Annotated in this window: 17 protein-coding genes; 10 read left to right on the forward strand and 7 right to left on the reverse strand. The window is 62.1% G+C overall.

Annotated elements, in window-relative coordinates:
• Positions 1-477 precede the first annotated feature (477 nt).
• The gene (locus tag CJ178_RS03180) at positions 478-780 is read left to right on the forward strand and encodes a DUF4193 domain-containing protein (RefSeq protein ID WP_003942593.1); all 303 of its coding nucleotides are present in this window, start codon (positions 478-480) and stop codon (positions 778-780) included.
• Positions 781-878: 98 nt separating this feature from the next.
• Here the strand turns inward: CJ178_RS03180 and CJ178_RS03185 are convergent, their stop codons facing one another.
• Entirely contained in the window at positions 879-1,379 is a 501-nt protein-coding gene (locus CJ178_RS03185; protein ID WP_095886081.1) for a DUF3093 domain-containing protein, read from the reverse strand.
• Positions 1,380-1,472: 93 nt separating this feature from the next.
• On the opposite strand from CJ178_RS03185, the gene dut reads away from it, so the two are divergent.
• Positions 1,473-1,967 carry a dUTP diphosphatase gene (dut, locus tag CJ178_RS03190; RefSeq protein ID WP_033234988.1) on the forward strand — a complete coding sequence of 165 codons (495 nt, stop codon included), beginning with the start codon at positions 1,473-1,475 and terminating at the stop codon, positions 1,965-1,967.
• A gap of 3 nt (positions 1,968-1,970) precedes the next feature.
• The gene (locus CJ178_RS03195) at positions 1,971-2,798 is read left to right on the forward strand and encodes a DUF3710 domain-containing protein (RefSeq protein WP_033234776.1); all 828 of its coding nucleotides are present in this window, start codon (positions 1,971-1,973) and stop codon (positions 2,796-2,798) included.
• Here CJ178_RS03195 and CJ178_RS03200 read toward each other — a convergent pair.
• Positions 2,792-3,538 (reverse strand): alpha/beta fold hydrolase, encoded by a 747-nt coding sequence (locus CJ178_RS03200; RefSeq protein ID WP_045067430.1) that lies wholly within the window; start codon positions 3,536-3,538, stop codon positions 2,792-2,794. The two genes, CJ178_RS03195 and CJ178_RS03200, sit on opposite strands and share 7 nt — an antisense overlap.
• 137 nt (positions 3,539-3,675) lie before the next feature.
• On the opposite strand from CJ178_RS03200, the gene CJ178_RS03205 reads away from it, so the two are divergent.
• Both CJ178_RS03205 and CJ178_RS03210 read left to right on the forward strand, forming a co-directional pair.
• Positions 3,676-4,050, forward strand: coding sequence for an OB-fold nucleic acid binding domain-containing protein (locus CJ178_RS03205; RefSeq protein WP_033234775.1), 375 nt, complete (start codon positions 3,676-3,678; stop codon positions 4,048-4,050).
• 66 nt (positions 4,051-4,116) lie between these two features.
• Positions 4,117-4,794 (forward strand): DUF3159 domain-containing protein, encoded by a 678-nt coding sequence (locus CJ178_RS03210; RefSeq protein WP_095886082.1) that lies wholly within the window; start codon positions 4,117-4,119, stop codon positions 4,792-4,794.
• Here CJ178_RS03210 and CJ178_RS03215 read toward each other — a convergent pair.
• From CJ178_RS03215 to CJ178_RS03225, 3 genes are all read right to left on the reverse strand, one after another.
• Positions 4,787-5,080 (reverse strand): GNAT family N-acetyltransferase, encoded by a 294-nt coding sequence (locus tag CJ178_RS03215; RefSeq protein ID WP_033234773.1) that lies wholly within the window; start codon positions 5,078-5,080, stop codon positions 4,787-4,789. The two genes, CJ178_RS03210 and CJ178_RS03215, sit on opposite strands and share 8 nt — an antisense overlap.
• A gap of 50 nt (positions 5,081-5,130) precedes the next feature.
• The gene (locus CJ178_RS03220) at positions 5,131-5,793 is read right to left on the reverse strand and encodes a potassium channel family protein (protein WP_033234772.1); all 663 of its coding nucleotides are present in this window, start codon (positions 5,791-5,793) and stop codon (positions 5,131-5,133) included.
• Between the two features lie 78 nt (positions 5,794-5,871).
• Positions 5,872-6,537: a potassium channel family protein gene (locus tag CJ178_RS03225; RefSeq protein WP_033234771.1), complete on the reverse strand. Its 666-nt coding sequence runs from the start codon at positions 6,535-6,537 to the stop codon at positions 5,872-5,874.
• Between the two features lie 171 nt (positions 6,538-6,708).
• On the opposite strand from CJ178_RS03225, the gene CJ178_RS03230 reads away from it, so the two are divergent.
• The 4 genes from CJ178_RS03230 (at position 6,709) to CJ178_RS03245 (ending at position 12,275) form a co-directional block, all read left to right on the forward strand.
• Entirely contained in the window at positions 6,709-8,703 is a 1,995-nt protein-coding gene (locus tag CJ178_RS03230; RefSeq protein ID WP_033234770.1) for an APC family permease, read from the forward strand.
• Between the two features lie 34 nt (positions 8,704-8,737).
• On the forward strand, positions 8,738-10,012 hold the full coding sequence (locus tag CJ178_RS03235) for a class I SAM-dependent RNA methyltransferase (RefSeq protein WP_095886083.1): 1,275 nt from the start codon (positions 8,738-8,740) through the stop codon (positions 10,010-10,012).
• A gap of 150 nt (positions 10,013-10,162) precedes the next feature.
• On the forward strand, positions 10,163-10,669 hold the full coding sequence (locus tag CJ178_RS03240) for a MarR family winged helix-turn-helix transcriptional regulator (protein ID WP_033234768.1): 507 nt from the start codon (positions 10,163-10,165) through the stop codon (positions 10,667-10,669).
• 4 nt (positions 10,670-10,673) lie between these two features.
• Positions 10,674-12,275 carry an MDR family MFS transporter gene (locus CJ178_RS03245; RefSeq protein ID WP_052683516.1) on the forward strand — a complete coding sequence of 534 codons (1,602 nt, stop codon included), beginning with the start codon at positions 10,674-10,676 and terminating at the stop codon, positions 12,273-12,275.
• Here CJ178_RS03245 and CJ178_RS03250 read toward each other — a convergent pair whose 3' ends face one another.
• Complete coding sequence (locus CJ178_RS03250; protein WP_095886084.1) at positions 12,276-12,944, reverse strand: SIMPL domain-containing protein; 669 nt, start codon at positions 12,942-12,944, stop codon at positions 12,276-12,278.
• 13 nt (positions 12,945-12,957) lie between these two features.
• On the reverse strand, positions 12,958-14,781 hold the full coding sequence (gene glsA, locus CJ178_RS03255; protein WP_095886085.1) for a glutaminase A: 1,824 nt from the start codon (positions 14,779-14,781) through the stop codon (positions 12,958-12,960).
• Between the two features lie 252 nt (positions 14,782-15,033).
• Here glsA and dxs point away from each other — a divergent pair, with 252 nt between their 5' ends.
• On the forward strand, positions 15,034-16,971 hold the full coding sequence (dxs, locus tag CJ178_RS03260; RefSeq protein ID WP_095886086.1) for a 1-deoxy-D-xylulose-5-phosphate synthase: 1,938 nt from the start codon (positions 15,034-15,036) through the stop codon (positions 16,969-16,971).
• Positions 16,972-16,984: the final 13 nt, after the last annotated feature.

Consider the following 16,984-nt stretch of genomic DNA (forward strand, 5'->3'; position numbering starts at 1 on the left):
CGTGACGTTCGGTGCCTACCTTAGAGGGCGCGCGGTTCAATCCCGTTCAGGTGTGTGGTGACTGGCCGTCAACCGAATTTCGCCGAGTTGATACGTCGGTGCTGCTGCGGTGATACCGCGGTGATTTCAGGGGAGTTTTCGGGGTCGAAGATCACAAAATGCTGTGTAGTTGGTGACGATTCGCAGACTTTTTTCGGAAATGACCGAATGGGTTACTACTTTCGCGCTTACTTCGGCTACTGTCTGGCGGCCCAGGTCGTTCGACTGGGCGTCGGCTCCATGCCGTAATGACAACCAAATGAGGCACAGATCACGTTCTCGGGAGAAGTTTCCGGGCACTTTTCCACCCGCTGCCACGTTGTGCAGCGACAGGGAATGATCTCCATGCCACGGCGGTTTCCATGCGCATGACGGGATCTACCGGATTCCAGGCGTTCATGGGACCGGGATACACGAGAAGGATGAGGGGTAAGCGACATGGCAACTGACTACGACGCACCGAGGCGTACAGAGTCCGACGAGGTTTCGGAGGATTCGCTCGAAGAGCTGAAGGCGCGGCGCAACGAGGCGCAGTCGGCTGTCGTCGATATCGACGAGACCGACACTGCAGAATCCTTCGAGCTGCCCGGTGCAGACCTTTCCGGCGAAGAGCTGTCGGTTCGGGTCGTTCCGAAGCAGGCCGACGAGTTCACGTGTTCGAGTTGCTTCCTGGTGCATCACCGCAGCCGTCTGGCGAGCGATGCAAACGGACAGCTCGTGTGCATGGACTGCGCAGCCTGATAGTTCTTCGCAGCTTTACATTGCGTCCCGACGGTCGACCCGATGTCTTCGGGTCGACCGAGGGATCAAGGCGGTCGTGAGACCGCCTACTACTTTGCTCAGTCTTGGCTGAGAGCTTTGACCAGTTCTTCGGGTCGACGTGAGCTCACGAGCCAGTACGGCGTCGGATCTTCCGGATCATCGAGGACGATCAAGACCATGGTCTTGACCCACGGTCGGTGCTGGACAAAAGCAGACGGGTCGAGCTGGCGACCCATCGCGGCACTCTTTGCCGAAGCAGGTACGGCAGCGGCGCGTGAGATCAGATTCACTGGAATGTGCGCTCGGCCAACATGCAATTCCTTGACCCCGCCGGTTTCGACAACCTCGACGCGGGTGCGGCTGAGCCAGAACGACAGCCAGATCGGGATGGGTAGCAGCACCACGTACGCGAGCAGCGACACCAGGCCCGGGCGCCCCATGTGGACTTCCGCTGCCAGGAGCGCGGCCACGGCGATTCCGGCGATCCACCACCCGATGGGCAGCCAGAGGCGCTCGGAATAGAGCGTCGTGGACGCAGGGGCTGTGGTAGCGACGTCAGGTCGAGATGTTTCGGGCACGAGTCAAGGATAGTCCGTCTCGCGCAGTGGTCCTCTAGGTGCTCCGCGCCCAGTAGTCCTCTCTCCGGTCTGCGCCGAGTAGTCTTGGCCGACGTGAGCGATCATCTCTCCATCGCCTTGAAGCGACTGGACCCAGACCTGCCGGTTCCGCAGCGTGCACATCCCGGTGATGCCGGTGTGGATCTGTGCTCCACCAGCGATGTCACTATCGAGCCCGGCCGCCGTACCCTCGTTGGTACGGGTATTGCGATTGCCTTGCCGGTCGGCACTGTCGGACTCATCCATCCGCGTTCCGGACTTGCTGCAAAATCGGGTTTGTCCATCGTGAATGCGCCGGGCACCGTGGATGCAGGTTATCGAGGCGAGCTCAAGGTGTGTCTGATCAATCTCGACCCGGACACAGCGGTCGAGATTCGTCGCGGCGACCGAATTGCGCAGCTCGTGGTTCAGCGCGTCGAACTGCCGGTATTCGAGGAAGTGGAGTCGCTCGACGACACCGCCCGAGGTACCGGTGGATATGGTTCGAGCGGCGGACACGCGATACTCGACACCGATGCAGGTGTGAGTCCTGTCGTAGAGGGAGTCTGAAACATGTTCGGACGTAAGAAGAAGTCAGATGTAGACGAGGAACCGACAGGTTTCTTCGAGGACGAGGATGTCGACCAGGTCGACGAATCCGACGACGCAGATGACACGGTGAGCGAAGAGTCCGAGGGCCCGTACGACATCGCGGACATCGAGTCCGACGATCCGACTGCCGGTCGGAACGGTCAGCGACTCGATCTCGGTTCTGTTCTGGTTCCGATGCCTCCTGGCGGCCAACTGCAGGTGGAGATGGCGCCAAACGGGTCACCCCAGGCCGTGCACCTGGTCACCGAACACGGACGGGTCACTGTCGCCGCCTACGCGGCACCGAAATCGCCTGGCCAGTGGCGTGAGGTTGTCGCCGAACTGGCGCAGTCCTTGCGAGACGACAATTCGCCGGTCAGCATCGAGAACGGTCCGTGGGGTCGCGAACTGGTCGCGGAGACCGCTGCCATGGATTTGCGTTTCATCGGTGTCGACGGTCCGCGGTGGATGGTTCGGTGTGTTGTGGCCGGTCCCAGTGGATCGACAGCCGCCGGCGCGCCGCTGGTTGCTATTGCGCGCGACATTCTGCGCGATACCGTCGTCAATCGCGGAGCGGAGCCACATCCGGTGCGGACTCCGCTGCCGGTGGTGCTGCCGCAGGCGTTGGCCGAGCAGCTCGCTGCCGCGCATGAGCAGCAGATGGTCGCGCAGCAGCAGGCCGCAGCTCAGCAACAAGTCGATCAGCAGATCGCTGCGAGCCAGCAGGTGCAGCAACAGCCGCCCACGCCGCCGGTCCCGCCGCAGCGCCGGGGCGAATCCGGTTCTGCCATGCAGCAATTGGGTCAGTAACTCACGTTTACTTCAGGCGCTCGCGGCGGTTGAGAGAATCCGGCCGCCGTGAGCGCCTCGAGGCAGGTGGCCCCGAGTATCGCGGCGTCGTGGCCGATCTGGTCGAGCTCGAGTGTGCCCACTTCGGCGCGGGGGAGCGCGGCCGCCCATTCGTAGCCGACGGTCGCCGGATGAACCGGATCGTCGAGCGCTATCGCGATTCCGACCGGAACGTCGATCTCCGCAAGAGCTGCTTCGGTCAGCGAGTAATACGTCGCGGCCTCGTCGAGAGCCGCCGGCAGATCCGGCCACTGCGAACGCCACGAACGTTCCAGTTCGTGTCCCAGCCAGGCCGGGCTGGAGGCGAGCATCGCTGCAATGACCGATTCCAGACCTTCGCTGCGCAGCTGTGACGAGGTGAACCGTGCGCTCGCCGCTGCCGGTGCGTGATCGGGTGCTCCGGTCCACGGTGGCAGCGCCGCCAATACTCCCGACGTCTTGTCCGGATTGAGCGCTGCCCACTGCAAGGCGACGGCAGCACCGATGGACACACCACCGACAAGGATTTTCCCGTATTCGGTGGCTGCGGCATCCATCGCGTCGAGGTAGCTGCCGACGACACGCCGAGGGTCCGGTTCGATTGCGACGGTGCGCACACTTCGAGCGCTGAGCGGCCCGCGGAACGCGTGGTCCACGAAGTGTGCGTCAGAGCCCGTACCAGGGAGAACGACGGCAACGGACGGTGAATGTGTGAGCGCCATTACCTGATCTTGCCTGGTGCCCCGAGATCGCCGATCGACCGGTGTGGTTACCCGCTCGTAATGGGGCTACAGTGGCGAACACACAGCCCTTCCGTGACGCGAAACCCGTGCGTCACATTTGTTCGCAGGAGCGCGCAATGGCACCCGCCGCCGCAGGATATTTTCGCCGACTGACTCGTCGCCTCACCGAGGATGTCGATCAGTTGGATGCACAGGAAATGACCGAGTCCATCGAGGCCGTGGGAGGCCGGAAAGCATGCGACTGTCGGCGCGGTGAAGAAGTCACGATGGAGGGTCGACTCCGTAGCGTCGACGCGTGTCCGAAGTCGGGCAATGCCAGTATCGAAGCGGAATTCTTCGACGGCACCGAAGTCATCAACCTCGTCTGGATCGGCCGACGCCGCATTCCGGGTATCGAGACCGGCAAGACCATCCTGATCCGTGGCCGCGTCGGCGAGCGGGACGGGCGCAAGGCAATCTTCAATCCGTACTACGAGCTGCGCGGCGAGTAGCCGCAGCCGTAGGACCAGACACAGCGCATTTGCCGCATAACGCGGCGCGTGTGGCACCCTCGACAGGTGAGCGAACCCAAACAGCAATCGGTGATGGACCAACTCGGTGGAGTGAGTGGTCTCGTCTACACGTCGCTGCCGATTCTGATCTTTGTTCCGGTCAACAGCATCTGGAACCTCACCGCTGCCATCTGGGCGGCAGTGGGCGTGGCCGTGCTGATCGCCGCGTGGCGCGTCTTCCGTAAAGAGTCGATCCAGCCGGCAATTTCAGGCGTTCTCGGTGTCGCCGTATCGGCGTTCATCGCACACCGCACCGGAGATGCGAAGGGCTACTTCCTCTTCGGGATCTACACGAGCCTCGCCTATGGTGCCGCATTTGTAGTGTCGATACTGATTCGCTGGCCCCTGGTCGGCATCATCTGGGGTTTTCTCAACGGTCACGGCAACCTGTGGCGTCGACACAAAGGCGCGGTGCAGGCTTACGACATCGCTACCGCGGCATGGGCGTTGGTGTTCGGCGCCCGGTACGTCGTGCAGTCGCAGTTGTACGACACAGATCACACGGGTTGGCTCGCGGTGGCACGTATCGCGATGGGGTGGCCGCTCGCCGGCCTGGCGTTTGTGGTCACCATTTGGGCTGTGCGCAAGGCAGATCGGATTGTCGAGCCCCCGCCTACCGAGAGCGATATCGAAGCGGTAGGCGAGGAGCCAGGCGATCAGCCGGATCAGCGCGACGTCAGCTGACCAGATCCTGATACTCGGGGTGCTTGCCGACGAACTTCACGACGTACGGGCACACCGGGTGTACTTTCAGCCCGCGTGATCGCAGTTGGTCCAGTGCGCCGCTCACCAGGATTGCTGCCAATCCGAATCCCTCGAAACGGGGATAGATCTCGGTGTGATTGAACGAGAGCACGTCGCCGGCAGTGGTGTAGTCCTCGATCCCGGCAAGCTCGCCGTCGACGTGAATCTCGAAGCGGCTCTGAGCCGGATTGTCGACGACAACGGTATTTTCGGGTGCAGCGGCCATGATTATCCCTTTCGTTGTGTGATGTCGGTGTCAGGCGTCGAGGCTCGTTGTCAGGCGTCGAGACGCAGCGCCGTTCGGAGCTGGTCCTCGGTGTCGATAGCCGCGACGAAAAGAAGTTCGTCGCCGCCTTCGATCGGGTCGTCGAGTTCGGGAACGATGACGCGGCCTCCGCGCAGGATCGTCACGAGCGCGCAGTCTCGGGGGAGTTCGAGCCGCTTGACGGGCTTGCCGGCGAGGGGAGTGTTGTCTGGCAGGGTGATCTCGACGAGGTTGGCCTGCCCCTGTCGCAGAGTCATGAGTTTGACCAAGTCGCCGACCGAGACGGCCTCTTCGACCAGCGATGCCAGCATCCGGGGGGTGGAAACGGCGACGTCAACGCCCCACGACTCGTCGAACAGCCATTCGTTTCGCGGATCGTTGACGCGGGCGACAACGCGGCGCACGCCGAATTCCGTTTTTGCGAGCAAGCTCAGTACGAGGTTGGCTTTGTCGTCACCGGTTGCGGAGATCACCACCTCGTACTCCTCCAGCGAGGCCTCCTCGAGTCGGCTGAGCTCACAGGCATCGGCATGTACCCAGGTGGCTTCGGGCACTGACTCGGGTTCGACGTGTTCGATCTTGCGTTCGATCAGCATGACGTCGTGGTTACTGCGAATCAGCTCGCGCGCAATGGAGCGACCTACGGCACCTGCGCCGGCGATGGCGACCTTCACCTGGAACTTCCAATCACGTTGTGGTGCATCATGTTTTCGGGCAGTGCGGTCGGGTGTGACGTGTGCATAGCAGCCGCCTCAGTCGTCGCTCGGCGGCGGATTGCCGGCAAGTGCGATCGCTTCGGCGACGGTGCCGGACACCGCTGCGATGTACACCTGGTCGTCGGCTTGGATGACGGTCTTGCGATCGGGGAGAACGCCGGTACCGAAGCGGATGATGAATGCCACCCGGGAATTGGTCGCGCCTTCGAGAACCGAGATGGATTTACCGGCCCAATCCTCGTGTAGCGCAAGTTCGGTGATCGCGACGTTTCCCGACGGATCGCGCCACTTTGCCGTCTGGCTTTCCTTGGTCAACGTGTGCAGGAACCGGTCGGTCGACCATGGAACTGTTGCCACGGTGGGGATGCCGAGGCGCTCGTACACAGCGGCGCGCTTCGCGTCGTAGATTCGTGCGACGACGCGTTCGACACCAAAAGTCTCGCGCGCGACCCGGGCCGCGATGATGTTGGAATTATCACCCGACGAGACTGCCGCGAAGGCGTCGGCGCGCTCGATGCCTGATCGAATCAGTACGTCGCGGTCGAAACCCATGCCGAGGACTGTGGTTCCCGGGAAATCATGGTCGAGACGCAGAAATGCACTCTGATCGCGGTCGATGACCGCAACTTCGTGTCCGATCCTGGTCAGGGACGCGGCGAGGGAAGATCCCACACGACCGCATCCCATGATGACGACATACACGACCTACTCCGTTCATGGACTTTCGACGCGATTGCACGCCGAAACGAACCGTACATCGCTGAGCGGGAAGAGCAAGTCTCGACTGGCGCAATTCCGTTGTGATTGCGGGGATGACGGTGCAGTTCTACGGCGGATGACTCCATTTCAGGCTCGACGGCTTACGCTTTGGACGTGTCTAAGCTCTCGACCGCGACCAAGCGGCTCTTGCTCGGCCGGCCGTTCCGAAGTGACAAACTCGGGCACACGCTGCTACCCAAGCGGATTGCGCTCCCTGTGTTCGCGTCCGACGCCATGTCGTCCGTTGCCTATGCCCCCGAAGAAATCTTCCTGGTTCTCTCCGTTGCGGGCATTTCGGCGTACGCCTACACGCCGTGGATCGGCCTGTCGGTCGCCATCGTGATGGCTGTCGTGGTGGCGAGCTACCGCCAGAACGTCCACGCGTATCCGTCCGGTGGTGGTGACTACGAGGTGGCGACGGTCAATCTCGGGCCGACAGCGGGCTTGACCGTGGGCAGCGCGCTGATGGTCGACTACGTGCTCACTGTTGCTGTATCGATCTCGTCAGCGGCGTCCAACATCGGTTCGGCACTGCCGTTCGTGGCTCAGCACAAGGTGTTGTTCGCGGTGGCGGCGATCGTCCTGCTGACGGCGGTGAACCTACGCGGCATCCGGGAGTCGGGAACTGCATTCGCGATTCCGACCTACGCCTTCATCGTCGGGATGTTCTTGATGTTGGCGTGGGGGTTCTTCCGGATCTACGTGCTCGGTGAAGATGTTCACGCGGAATCGTCGTCGTTCACACTCAATGCCGAGGACTCGCATCTGTACGGAATTGCCTTCGCGTTCCTGATCGCGCGCGCGTTTTCCTCGGGTTGTGCCGCGCTGACCGGCGTCGAGGCAATCAGCAACGGTGTGCCGGCCTTCCAGAAGCCGAAGTCGCGCAATGCTGCCACGACCTTGCTGCTGCTCGGTTCGATCGCCATCGTCTTGCTGATGGGCATCATCATCCTGGCTCAGAAGATCGGCATCGTCTACGCCCACAATCCGGCAGAACAGCTGGTCGGCGCTCCTGAGGGTTACCACCAGAAGACCCTGATCGCGCAGATCGCCGAAGCTGTGTTCAACGGATTCCCGATCGGATTCTTCTTCATCGCGATTGTCACCGCGCTGATCCTCGTGCTGGCAGCGAACACCGCGTTCAACGGATTCCCCGTCCTCGCATCCATCCTGGCTCAGGATCGCTATCTGCCACGTCAGTTGCACACTCGCGGCGACCGCCTGGCATTCAGCAACGGCATTTTGTTCCTGTCGGCTGCAGCCATCGCGTTTGTGGTCATCTTCGGCGCTGAGGTCACCAAGCTGATCCAGCTGTACATCGTCGGTGTCTTCGTCTCGTTCGTGCTCAGTCAGACCGGCATGATCAAGCACTGGACGCGCCACCTGAAGTCCGAGACGGACAAGGCACAGCGCGCTCGTATGCAGCGGTCGCGGGTCATCAACTCGATCGGTCTCGCGATGACCGGTGCCGTGCTGATCATCGTTCTGATCACCAAGTTCGCAGCGGGTGCCTGGATCGCAATCGTCGCGATGGTGGCCATCTTCGGCGTGATGAAGCTGATCAGACGCCACTACGACAGCGTTGCCGCCGAACTCGAGGAGCAGGAGTGGGACGGTGTGCTTCCCAGCCGCACGCACTCGATTGTGCTTGTCTCGAAGCTGCACATGCCGACGATGCGCGCCCTGGCCTATGCGCGAGCAACACGACCGGACACGCTCGAGGCAATCACCGTCAACGTCGACGAACCTGACACCCGCGCGCTCGTTCGGCAGTGGGAGAAGAGCGACGTGACTGTGCCGCTCAAGGTGATCGAGTCGCCGTACCGCGAAATTACGAAGCCGGTTCTCGACTACGTCAAGCGAGTGCGACGTGACGCACCCCGTGACGTGGTCACCGTGTTCATCCCCGAGTACGTGGTCGGCCATTGGTGGGAGCAGATCCTGCACAACCAGAGCGCATTGCGACTCAAGAGCCGTTTGCTCTTCCAGCCCGGCGTCATGGTGACGAGTGTTCCGTGGCAGTTGAGTTCGTCGGCAAAGGCCAAACCCCTCGATATCGAGAAGACAGCCGGCGCAACTCGTCGTGGTTACGACGCCGGAGAAAAATGATTGATCAAGAAGATGGAACGGCAGGCGTAGTTCGTTGAGTGAGAATTGGACCGGGCAGACCTTCGAGGCGGAACTGGGCAAGCCCGGTCACGGCGGGTTTGTTGTTGCCCGCCACGAGGGGCGTGTGGTGTTCGTCCGTCACGGCTTGCCAGGGGAGCGGGCACTGGTTCGCGTTACCGAGGACAAGGGCGGATCGTTTGCGCGCGCCGACGCGGTATCCATTCTCGAGGCGTCGCCGCATCGGATCGACCCGACGTGCCCTATCGCCGGACCCGGAGGAGCAGGTTGCTGCGACTACTCGCATGCCGATCTGCAGATCCAGCGAGAGATGAAATCTCTGGTGGTGGCCGAGCAGTTGCAGAGATTGGCCGGCGTCGAACGCGACGTGCAGGTTGAGGAACTGCCGGGCACCGGCGACGGCACAGGGTGGCGGACTCGCGTTCGGCTCGCCGTTGACGGAAACGGTGAGGCGGGGTATCACGCGTTTCGCAGCAATCACATTGTCACTGACCTGCGATGCACCCAGATCGAGGAACGTGCCTACGACGGATTGGCCGGAGATCAGTGGTCTCCGGGCAGTGAACTGCAGGTGGTCCTCGACGCCACCGGTGCCAGGCATGTGGTCGAGATCAGTGCGCCCACCATCGCGAAGGCGGGGCGCCGTGCGCCCGGTCGGCGCGGGGCGACGGCTCGCCGTGCTGCGAGCAGCGGCCCGCGGAAAACTCGTGTTGCGATCGGTAATGACACCGTGCGTGAGCGCGTGGGAACCCGCGAGTGGGAATTGTCCGCGACGGGCTTCTGGCAGGCGCATCGTGGTGCCGCGCAAGCATATTCAGAGGTTGTGCGGGACTGGTCCGGCGTCGGCTCCGGTGCTACCGCGTGGGATCTGTACGGCGGGGTCGGGGTGTTCGCGGCGGTACTGGCCGATCTTGTCGGATCGGATGGCGTCGTGGAATCCGTGGAGTTGTCGGCGCGGGCAACATCGGACGGCCGGGCAGCGTTGTCCGATTTGGAGCAGGTCCGATTCCACACTGACCGGGTGGAGAAGATCGTCGCAAGCGCGTCATTGTCTGCCGCGCCGAGTGTGATTGTTCTCGATCCGCCGCGAGCGGGCGCCGGCCGACCGGTGGTGGAGGCGATCGCGTCGACCGGCACTGAACGCGTGATTCATATCGGGTGTGATCCGGCATCGTTCGGCCGGGATATCGGTCTGTATCTCGAGCAGGGATTCCGCATCGGTGGACTCCGGGCCTTCGACGCTTTTCCTCAAACGCATCATGTGGAATGCATAGCTCTGCTCGAGCGTTGATCACTGTCAGGGTCTGATCGCTGTCGGTTAGCTGATTCCCGAATCGGGTGTGACCCTTATCGCGTCGCCAGAGGTTGCTTGAGCTATGCAACTAAATGTATAGTTGCGTTCTGCAAGTAGTTTTCGCGTAGATCGTTGTCAGGGGTTCTCATGTCAGTGCAGCCGGATACGGCCCAAGCTCTTGTCGACACGGTTTTCCTGTTCGGCAGATCCTTGAGGGCCGTGGTGACGCACAGCGCTGAAAGCGTGTTGCCCCCGGCGCTGATCAGTGTGTTGTTCATGCTGGCAGCCAAAGGGGAGTGCAGACAGAACGAGCTGGCAGTAGACCTCTGTGTCAGCCAGTCCTCGCTCAGTCGGCAGATGTCCGATCTCGTGGATGCCGGGTATGTCGAGCGAAGTCCCGACCCCGCAGACAAGAGAGCGTTCCGAATCCGGGTCTCGGACGAGGGGCACAGCGTTCTCGAGGAAACGAAACAACGGCGAGCGGCGCGATTGCGCAGCATGCTCGAAGACTGGAGCCAGGAAGAGGCCATGGCCGCAGTGTCATCGCTACAACGTCTCAACGAGACGTTCGGCGCAGCGCTCCATCGTCAGGCCTCACCTGCAGTCCCGCACCCGGCCTTGCCGGTCGCGGGCGTAGAAACTATTGGGAGATAAGCACATGTCAGCCACAGTTGGAGAAACTCGGGCTAGTACCGAGAGCGGTGCGATGACGCACAGCGAAATTTTGAAAGTCCTCACCGGACTCATCGCGGCACTCTTTACCGCGCTGCTGAGCAGCACCATCGTCTCGACGGCTCTCCCGACCATCATCGGTGAATTGCACGGAACGCAGACGCAGTACGCCTGGATCATCACGGCGGCACTGCTCGCGACGGCCGCGTCGACGCCCATCTGGGGCAAATTGTCTGACCTCTTCAACAAGAAGTTGCTGGTCCAGACGTCGATCGTGATCTTCGTGGTCGGTTCCATCATCGCCGGCGCAGCGCATAACGTGCCGCTGCTTCTTGGCGCCCGCGTGATTCAGGGCATCGGCATGGGTGGTTTGACTGCCCTCGTCGTGGCCATCATCGGCTCCATCATTCCGCCGCGTGATCGTGGTCGGTACTCCGGCTACATGGGTGCTGCCATGGCTGTCTCGATGTCCGGTGGACCCGTTCTCGGCGGTGTCATCGTCGACACGGTCGGTTGGCGCTGGTGCTTCTACGTGTGTGTTCCGTTGGCAGTCATCGCACTGTTCCTCCTGCAGCGCACATTGCACATCGAGACCGAGAAGAAGGAAAACGTCTCCATCGACTGGTTGGGTGCCACCTTGCTCACCGCCGGTGTCAGCGTTCTGCTGATCTGGGTCTCCTTCGCCGGTCAGGATGACTACTACGCCTGGTTCTCGATGCAGTCGCTGTACTTCGTCTTCGGCGGACTTGCCTTGCTGGCTCTGACGATGTTCGTCGAATCCAAGGTCAAGGATCCGATCCTGCCGATCAAGATCATCACCGAGCGCACCACCGCGTTGGCAATCATCGCGTCGGTCGCAGTGGGTGTCGGCCTGTTCGGTGCGACGACCTTCCTGACGCAGTACTTCCAGACAGCTCGCGGTTTCGATCCGACGGCAGCCGGACTGCTCACCATCCCCATGGTGGCAGGCATGCTCGTCGCCTCGGTCGGCTCGGGTCAGATGATCACCAAATTCGGTCAGTGGAAGCCGTTCGTTGTTTCCGGCGCAGTGCTGCTGCTCATCGGTTTCGGTCTGCTCTCGACGATCGACCACGCGACCAACCTGTGGACCATCGGAATCTTCATGGCCATCGTCGGTTTGGGTACCGGCATGCTGATGCAGAACATCGTGCTCGCGGTCCAGAACACCGTCAGCGTCGAAAACATCGGCGCGGCAAGCAGTATCGTTGCGTTCTTCCGTACCTTCGGTGGTGCGATCGGCGTGTCGGTACTGGGTTCCATCCTGGCAAGTCGCGTCGGCACCCTGACCAAGGAATCCGTGTCCGCACTGCCGCCCGAGCAGCAGATGGTTGCAGGCAAGAGCTTGCAGGACGGACTCGACCTGAACAACATGCCCGACTTCGTCGGACAGATCGTTCGATTCGCGTACGGCGACGCAACGGGACGCATCTTCCTGGTCGCAGCCGTTGTTGCCATCGTCACCTTGGTAGCGGTTTCCTTCATCCCGAACCGGGCACTGCGAACCACGATCGACATCGTTGTACCCGAGGCGGACGAGGTCAACCTCGAAAAGTCGGCTTCACGCTGATCACGCCATAGACCATCGAACACGGATCGAGATCGTTTCCTCGATCTCACCGTGTTCGACGGCTAGCGGAGCAGAATCTGCCCGAGCCGCGGCAAATACACCGTGCACCGGGACCATCTGGTCGGCGCCCTCGACAATCTCGAGGGTGTCGACCAGATTTTTCCGTGCCAGGGCCGCGAACTGTGCGGCTTTTGATTGTGCTGACGCCCAGGCAGATTCGCGGGCGAGCTCGGCCAGCGCCGTTCGATCCTCGAGGTCGAATGCCACGCTGTCGAGTCGGATCGCGTCGCCGGAGGCGGACACACAATCAGCGATAACGGCGGCGGGAGAATGCGAGCTGTTCGCACTCAACTCGCGCACTACTATTCGAAATGTCGTCGACGCAGTGAAACCGGTGGTTTCTGCTCGGCCGCCGTCCACCCACTGAGTCTGCGGGTGGATGCTCAATCCTGTTGTCACGAGGTCGGCTCCGCGGATGCCGTGTGCGTGCAGTACGTCCGTCAATGCGGTCGAGTGCCTGGCCAGGGCACCGAACGCGTCGGCAACTGCCGGGTCTGTCACCGAGATGCCAATCGACAACCGGGCAATGTCGGGAGTGGCTGTTGCGCGGCCGATTCCACTGACCGTCACGCTGGTCGCGTCCGACTGTTCCGAATGAGTGAAGGTCATGGGGCTTCTCCGATCAGATGCGTCCTGCGCCGATAACGCTGCGCAAGGTCATGTCGAGTTGTTCGTACGCGCCCGATGCCAGGCTCTCGAGCAGCGCAAGTTTGAGTTCCGGTGCCGCAGAGGTCAGTTCGTTGTACCGCGCAGTCGTGAGGACAGCCACAACCACAGTGGTGTCGGCCCGGACGTCGTTGAGGAAGCGGGAGTTCAGGAACATCGTCATCTCGCCGAACGTCATTCCGGCGGACAACGTCGCGATCCGGTGCGTGAGGCCTTGAACGTCGGTGAACGTCGTGCTGACCTGTCCTTGCAGAATCAAATAGAACCCTGACGCCGCATCACCGCGGCGGGCGATAGTTTCGCCCCTGGCATACGTTCGGCTCTCGAGCTGAGACACGAAGGCAGACACCTGTTTCGGTGACAAGGCGTCGAGGACGGGGTGATCCTCGATCGACATGCTCGCCGGCTGACGCTGCTGTGAGCAGTGGAGCGTCAGGAGAGCGTCCTCGCACCACGCCATCGCCGCGTCGAGGTCGGCAAAAACCCGTCCGCCGCGTTGCGCGGGATTGATGCTCGAACTTGCCTGTCCGAGAAGCCCGCTCGGATCCACCAATGCCACGGCGCAACCCTTGTCGGCCAGTTGGGTCCGCAGAGCCGTGATCATGCGAATCGCCACGTCGCTCGCGTCGTCGACCCGTCGTACGTCGATCACGACCACTTCGAGTCCTTCGTCCACCGAACCGATCTCGCGCACGGCGGACTCCGCGCCGGTGAACAGGAGATCGCCGTGCAGTTCGTAGATCCGGCTCCGCTTGCCGACGTCTTCGAGAACAGCCTGTTCGGTGGGTGTGCGCCTGACTCGGGAAGGAGCCTGAGTCACGTTGTATCGCGCGCGGATCGACGACCTCGACGCACGCGTCACATGGAGGAAGTGAAGTTCCAACTCCTTGGACAGCGCCTTTGCCGCGGCCACACCACGAACGCTGTTTCCGTGAGCATCGAGTCTGGGGGAGTAGACGGCGATCCCGATCTGCCCGGGAAGAACTGCCATGACGCCGCCGCCGACGCCACTCTTGGCGGGTAACCCCACTTCGACCAGCCACTTCCCGGCGCCGTCGTACATTCCACACGTCGACATGACGCTGAGGACCTGTTCGACGCCGACGGCGGTGAGTGCGCGCTCGCGGGTCAACGGATTGACGCCGTTGTTGGCCATCGTCGCGGCCATCAGGCTCAGGTCGCGGCACGTCACGTCGATGGAGCATTGACGGAAGTACAGGTCGACGGCGTCGTTGGGGTCGCCGGAGATCACATCGAACGAGCGCAGCATGTGTCCGATCGCGCGATTGCGATGTCCGGTGCGCGCTTCGGATTCGTAGACGGCTTCGTTGAACGGCAACTCCCGGCCTGCGTAACGCGAATATGCTGCGCGAATTCGTTCGAAGCGGGTTGCTTGATCTGCCCCCGTCACCAGCGAGGCCGCGGTGATCGCGCCCGCGTTGATCATCGGATTCCGTGGTCGCTCGGTGAGGGGATCGAGGCTGATCTCGTTGAACGGCTCACCGGACGGTTCGACGTCGATCTTGGCGTCGACGGCCTCGGCACCGCGATCGGCGAGAGCGAGTGCGTACGTGAACGGCTTGGAGATCGACTGGATCGTGAAGGGATGTCGGGAATCGCCGATTTCGTAGACGTATCCGTCGATGGTGGCGAGGCAGATCCCGAACGAATCGGGGGCGACGGCAGCAAGTTCGGGTATGTAGTCGGCGACTTCTCCGGCATCGAGTGATCGGACGTTGTCGAAGACTCGGGCGATCAGATCGTCAACCACGTTTCCCATAGGATGACTGTAGGCGGACGAGTTCGACAATTTGTGGTCGCCGAGCGGATATCTACAAGACCGGCCATCCGTTTTGTCTGTGATTGCAGTCACGGACCGCCGCCCCGGTGGTGCTGTAACTCGAAGTTATAGGTGAATACCGCCGAGTCCGCGTGTCGGTTCGCTGAGTCGCTCCGTAGACTGACAGAACTGTCGTACAGACAGCCGCGGCGCGCACCGGTGCAGCTGTGAAGCACGGAAGGAGCGATCTCGTTGGGTGTTCTTGCCCGCATTCAAGGTCCTGACGATCTGCGTCAGTTGAGCCACGCCGAGGTTTCGGAGTTGGCTGACGAGATTCGTGAGTTCCTGGTGCAGAAGGTCGCTGCCACCGGTGGTCACCTCGGCCCCAATCTCGGGGTTGTCGAGCTGACCCTTGCCCTGCATCGAATTTTCGATTCTCCGCAAGATGCCATCATCTTCGACACTGGGCATCAGGCGTATGTCCACAAGATCCTGACCGGACGCAAGGATCAGTTCGAGACCTTGCGTAAGCAGGGTGGTTTGTCTGGGTATCCCTGCCGTGCCGAGAGTGAGCACGACTGGGTCGAGTCCTCCCACGCTTCAGCTGCACTGTCTTATGCCGACGGTTTGGCAAAGGCGTTTGCGCTGACCGGTCAAGATCGACACGTTGTCGCCGTTGTCGGTGACGGTGCGCTCACCGGCGGAATGTGTTGGGAAGCCCTCAACAACATCGCGGCCGGCAAGGATCGTTCCGTAGTGATCGTCGTCAACGACAACGGTCGTTCGTATGCGCCTACCATCGGCGGACTTGCCGATCACCTTTCTGCGCTGCGTACCGCTCCGAGCTACGAGCGGGCCCTCGACAACGGTCGCAGGATGGTCAAGAAGCTTCCCTGGGTGGGTCGCGCTGCTTACTCGGTACTGCACGGAATGAAGGCCGGTCTCAAGGACGCGGTCAGCCCGCAGGTCATGTTCACCGACCTCGGCATCAAGTACCTCGGCCCTGTCGACGGCCATGACGAGCAGGCCATGGAATCGGCGTTGCGCCGGGCCAAGGCATACGGCGGACCGGTGATCGTTCATGCCGTCACCCGTAAAGGCAACGGTTACGCGCACGCCGAGAACGACATCGCGGATCAGATGCACGCAACCGGGGTCATCGACCCCGTGACCGGTCGCTCCGACAAGACGCCGGCACTCGACTGGACATCAGTTTTCTCCGCCGAGTTGATCGAGCAGGCTTCGCGCCGCGAGGACATCGTGGCGATCACCGCCGCGATGGCCGGCCCGACAGGCCTGGCCGCGTTCGCGGAGAAGTTCCCCGACCGCATGTTCGACGTCGGTATCGCGGAGCAGCATGCGATGACGTCGGCAGCTGGATTGGCGCTCGGCGGATTGCACCCGGTGGTCGCTATTTACGCGACCTTCCTCAACCGTGCCTTCGATCAGCTGCTCATGGATGTTGCGCTCCTGAAGCAGCCGGTCACGGTAGTTCTCGACCGTGCCGGCGTCACCGGGGTCGACGGCGCCAGCCACAACGGGGTTTGGGACTTGTCCCTGCTCGGCATCATTCCCGGAATTCGTGTTGCGGCTCCACGTGACGCCGTCACGCTCCGTGAAGAATTGGACGAAGCACTCAAGGTCGACGACGGTCCCACCGTCGTCCGGTTCCCGAAAGGCGCTGTCCCCGAGGGGATTCCGGCGATCAAGCGGCTCGACGGAATTGACGTGCTTCGTGAATCCGACGGCGATCGCGGCGATGTGCTCCTCGTTGCCGTCGGACCATTTGCCTCCTTGGCCCTCGCGATCGCCGATCGTCTCGACAAGCAGGGCATCGCGGTGACCGTTGTCGATCCGCGTTGGGTTCTGCCCGTCTCGGACGCATTGGTCAAGGTTGCCGACAAGTTCGCGCTGGTTGTCACTCTCGAAGACGGCGGGGTGCACGGCGGTATCGGATCGACGGTTTCCGCAGCGTTGCGGGCTGCGGGTGTTCACACCGCGTGCCGCGACATGGGTGTGCCGCAGCAGTTCCTGGATCACGCCTCCCGTGAAGCCATCCATCAGGAACTGGGTCTGACGGCGCAGGATCTGTCCCTGAAGATCACCGGTTGGGTGGCCAGCATGGGTGGCTCCGCGGTTCACGTTAACGAGGATGCGCCTGCACGTGGCGACGCTCCCGCCCAAGGCTGAGTAGCGCTTCATA

Origin of the sequence: Rhodococcus sp. ACPA4 (genome assembly GCF_002300185.1) — a bacterium.
GTDB lineage: Bacteria > Actinomycetota > Actinomycetes > Mycobacteriales > Mycobacteriaceae > Rhodococcus_F > Rhodococcus_F globerula.

Excerpts from the sequence above, each read along its gene's own strand:
- CJ178_RS03180 (WP_003942593.1), top strand. The coding sequence starts at position 478 with ATGGCAACTGACTACGACGCACCGAGGCGTACAGAGTCCGACGAGGTT.
- CJ178_RS03240 (WP_033234768.1), top strand. The coding sequence starts at position 10,163 with ATGTCAGTGCAGCCGGATACGGCCCAAGCTCTTGTCGACACGGTTTTC.
- CJ178_RS03195 (WP_033234776.1), top strand. The coding sequence starts at position 1,971 with ATGTTCGGACGTAAGAAGAAGTCAGATGTAGACGAGGAACCGACAGGT.
- CJ178_RS03200 (WP_045067430.1), bottom strand. The coding sequence starts at position 3,538 with ATGGCGCTCACACATTCACCGTCCGTTGCCGTCGTTCTCCCTGGTACG.
- CJ178_RS03250 (WP_095886084.1), bottom strand. The coding sequence starts at position 12,944 with ATGACCTTCACTCATTCGGAACAGTCGGACGCGACCAGCGTGACGGTC.
- glsA (WP_095886085.1), bottom strand. The coding sequence starts at position 14,781 with ATGGGAAACGTGGTTGACGATCTGATCGCCCGAGTCTTCGACAACGTC.
- CJ178_RS03205 (WP_033234775.1), top strand. The coding sequence starts at position 3,676 with ATGGCACCCGCCGCCGCAGGATATTTTCGCCGACTGACTCGTCGCCTC.
- CJ178_RS03245 (WP_052683516.1), top strand. The coding sequence starts at position 10,674 with ATGTCAGCCACAGTTGGAGAAACTCGGGCTAGTACCGAGAGCGGTGCG.
- CJ178_RS03215 (WP_033234773.1), bottom strand. The coding sequence starts at position 5,080 with ATGGCCGCTGCACCCGAAAATACCGTTGTCGTCGACAATCCGGCTCAG.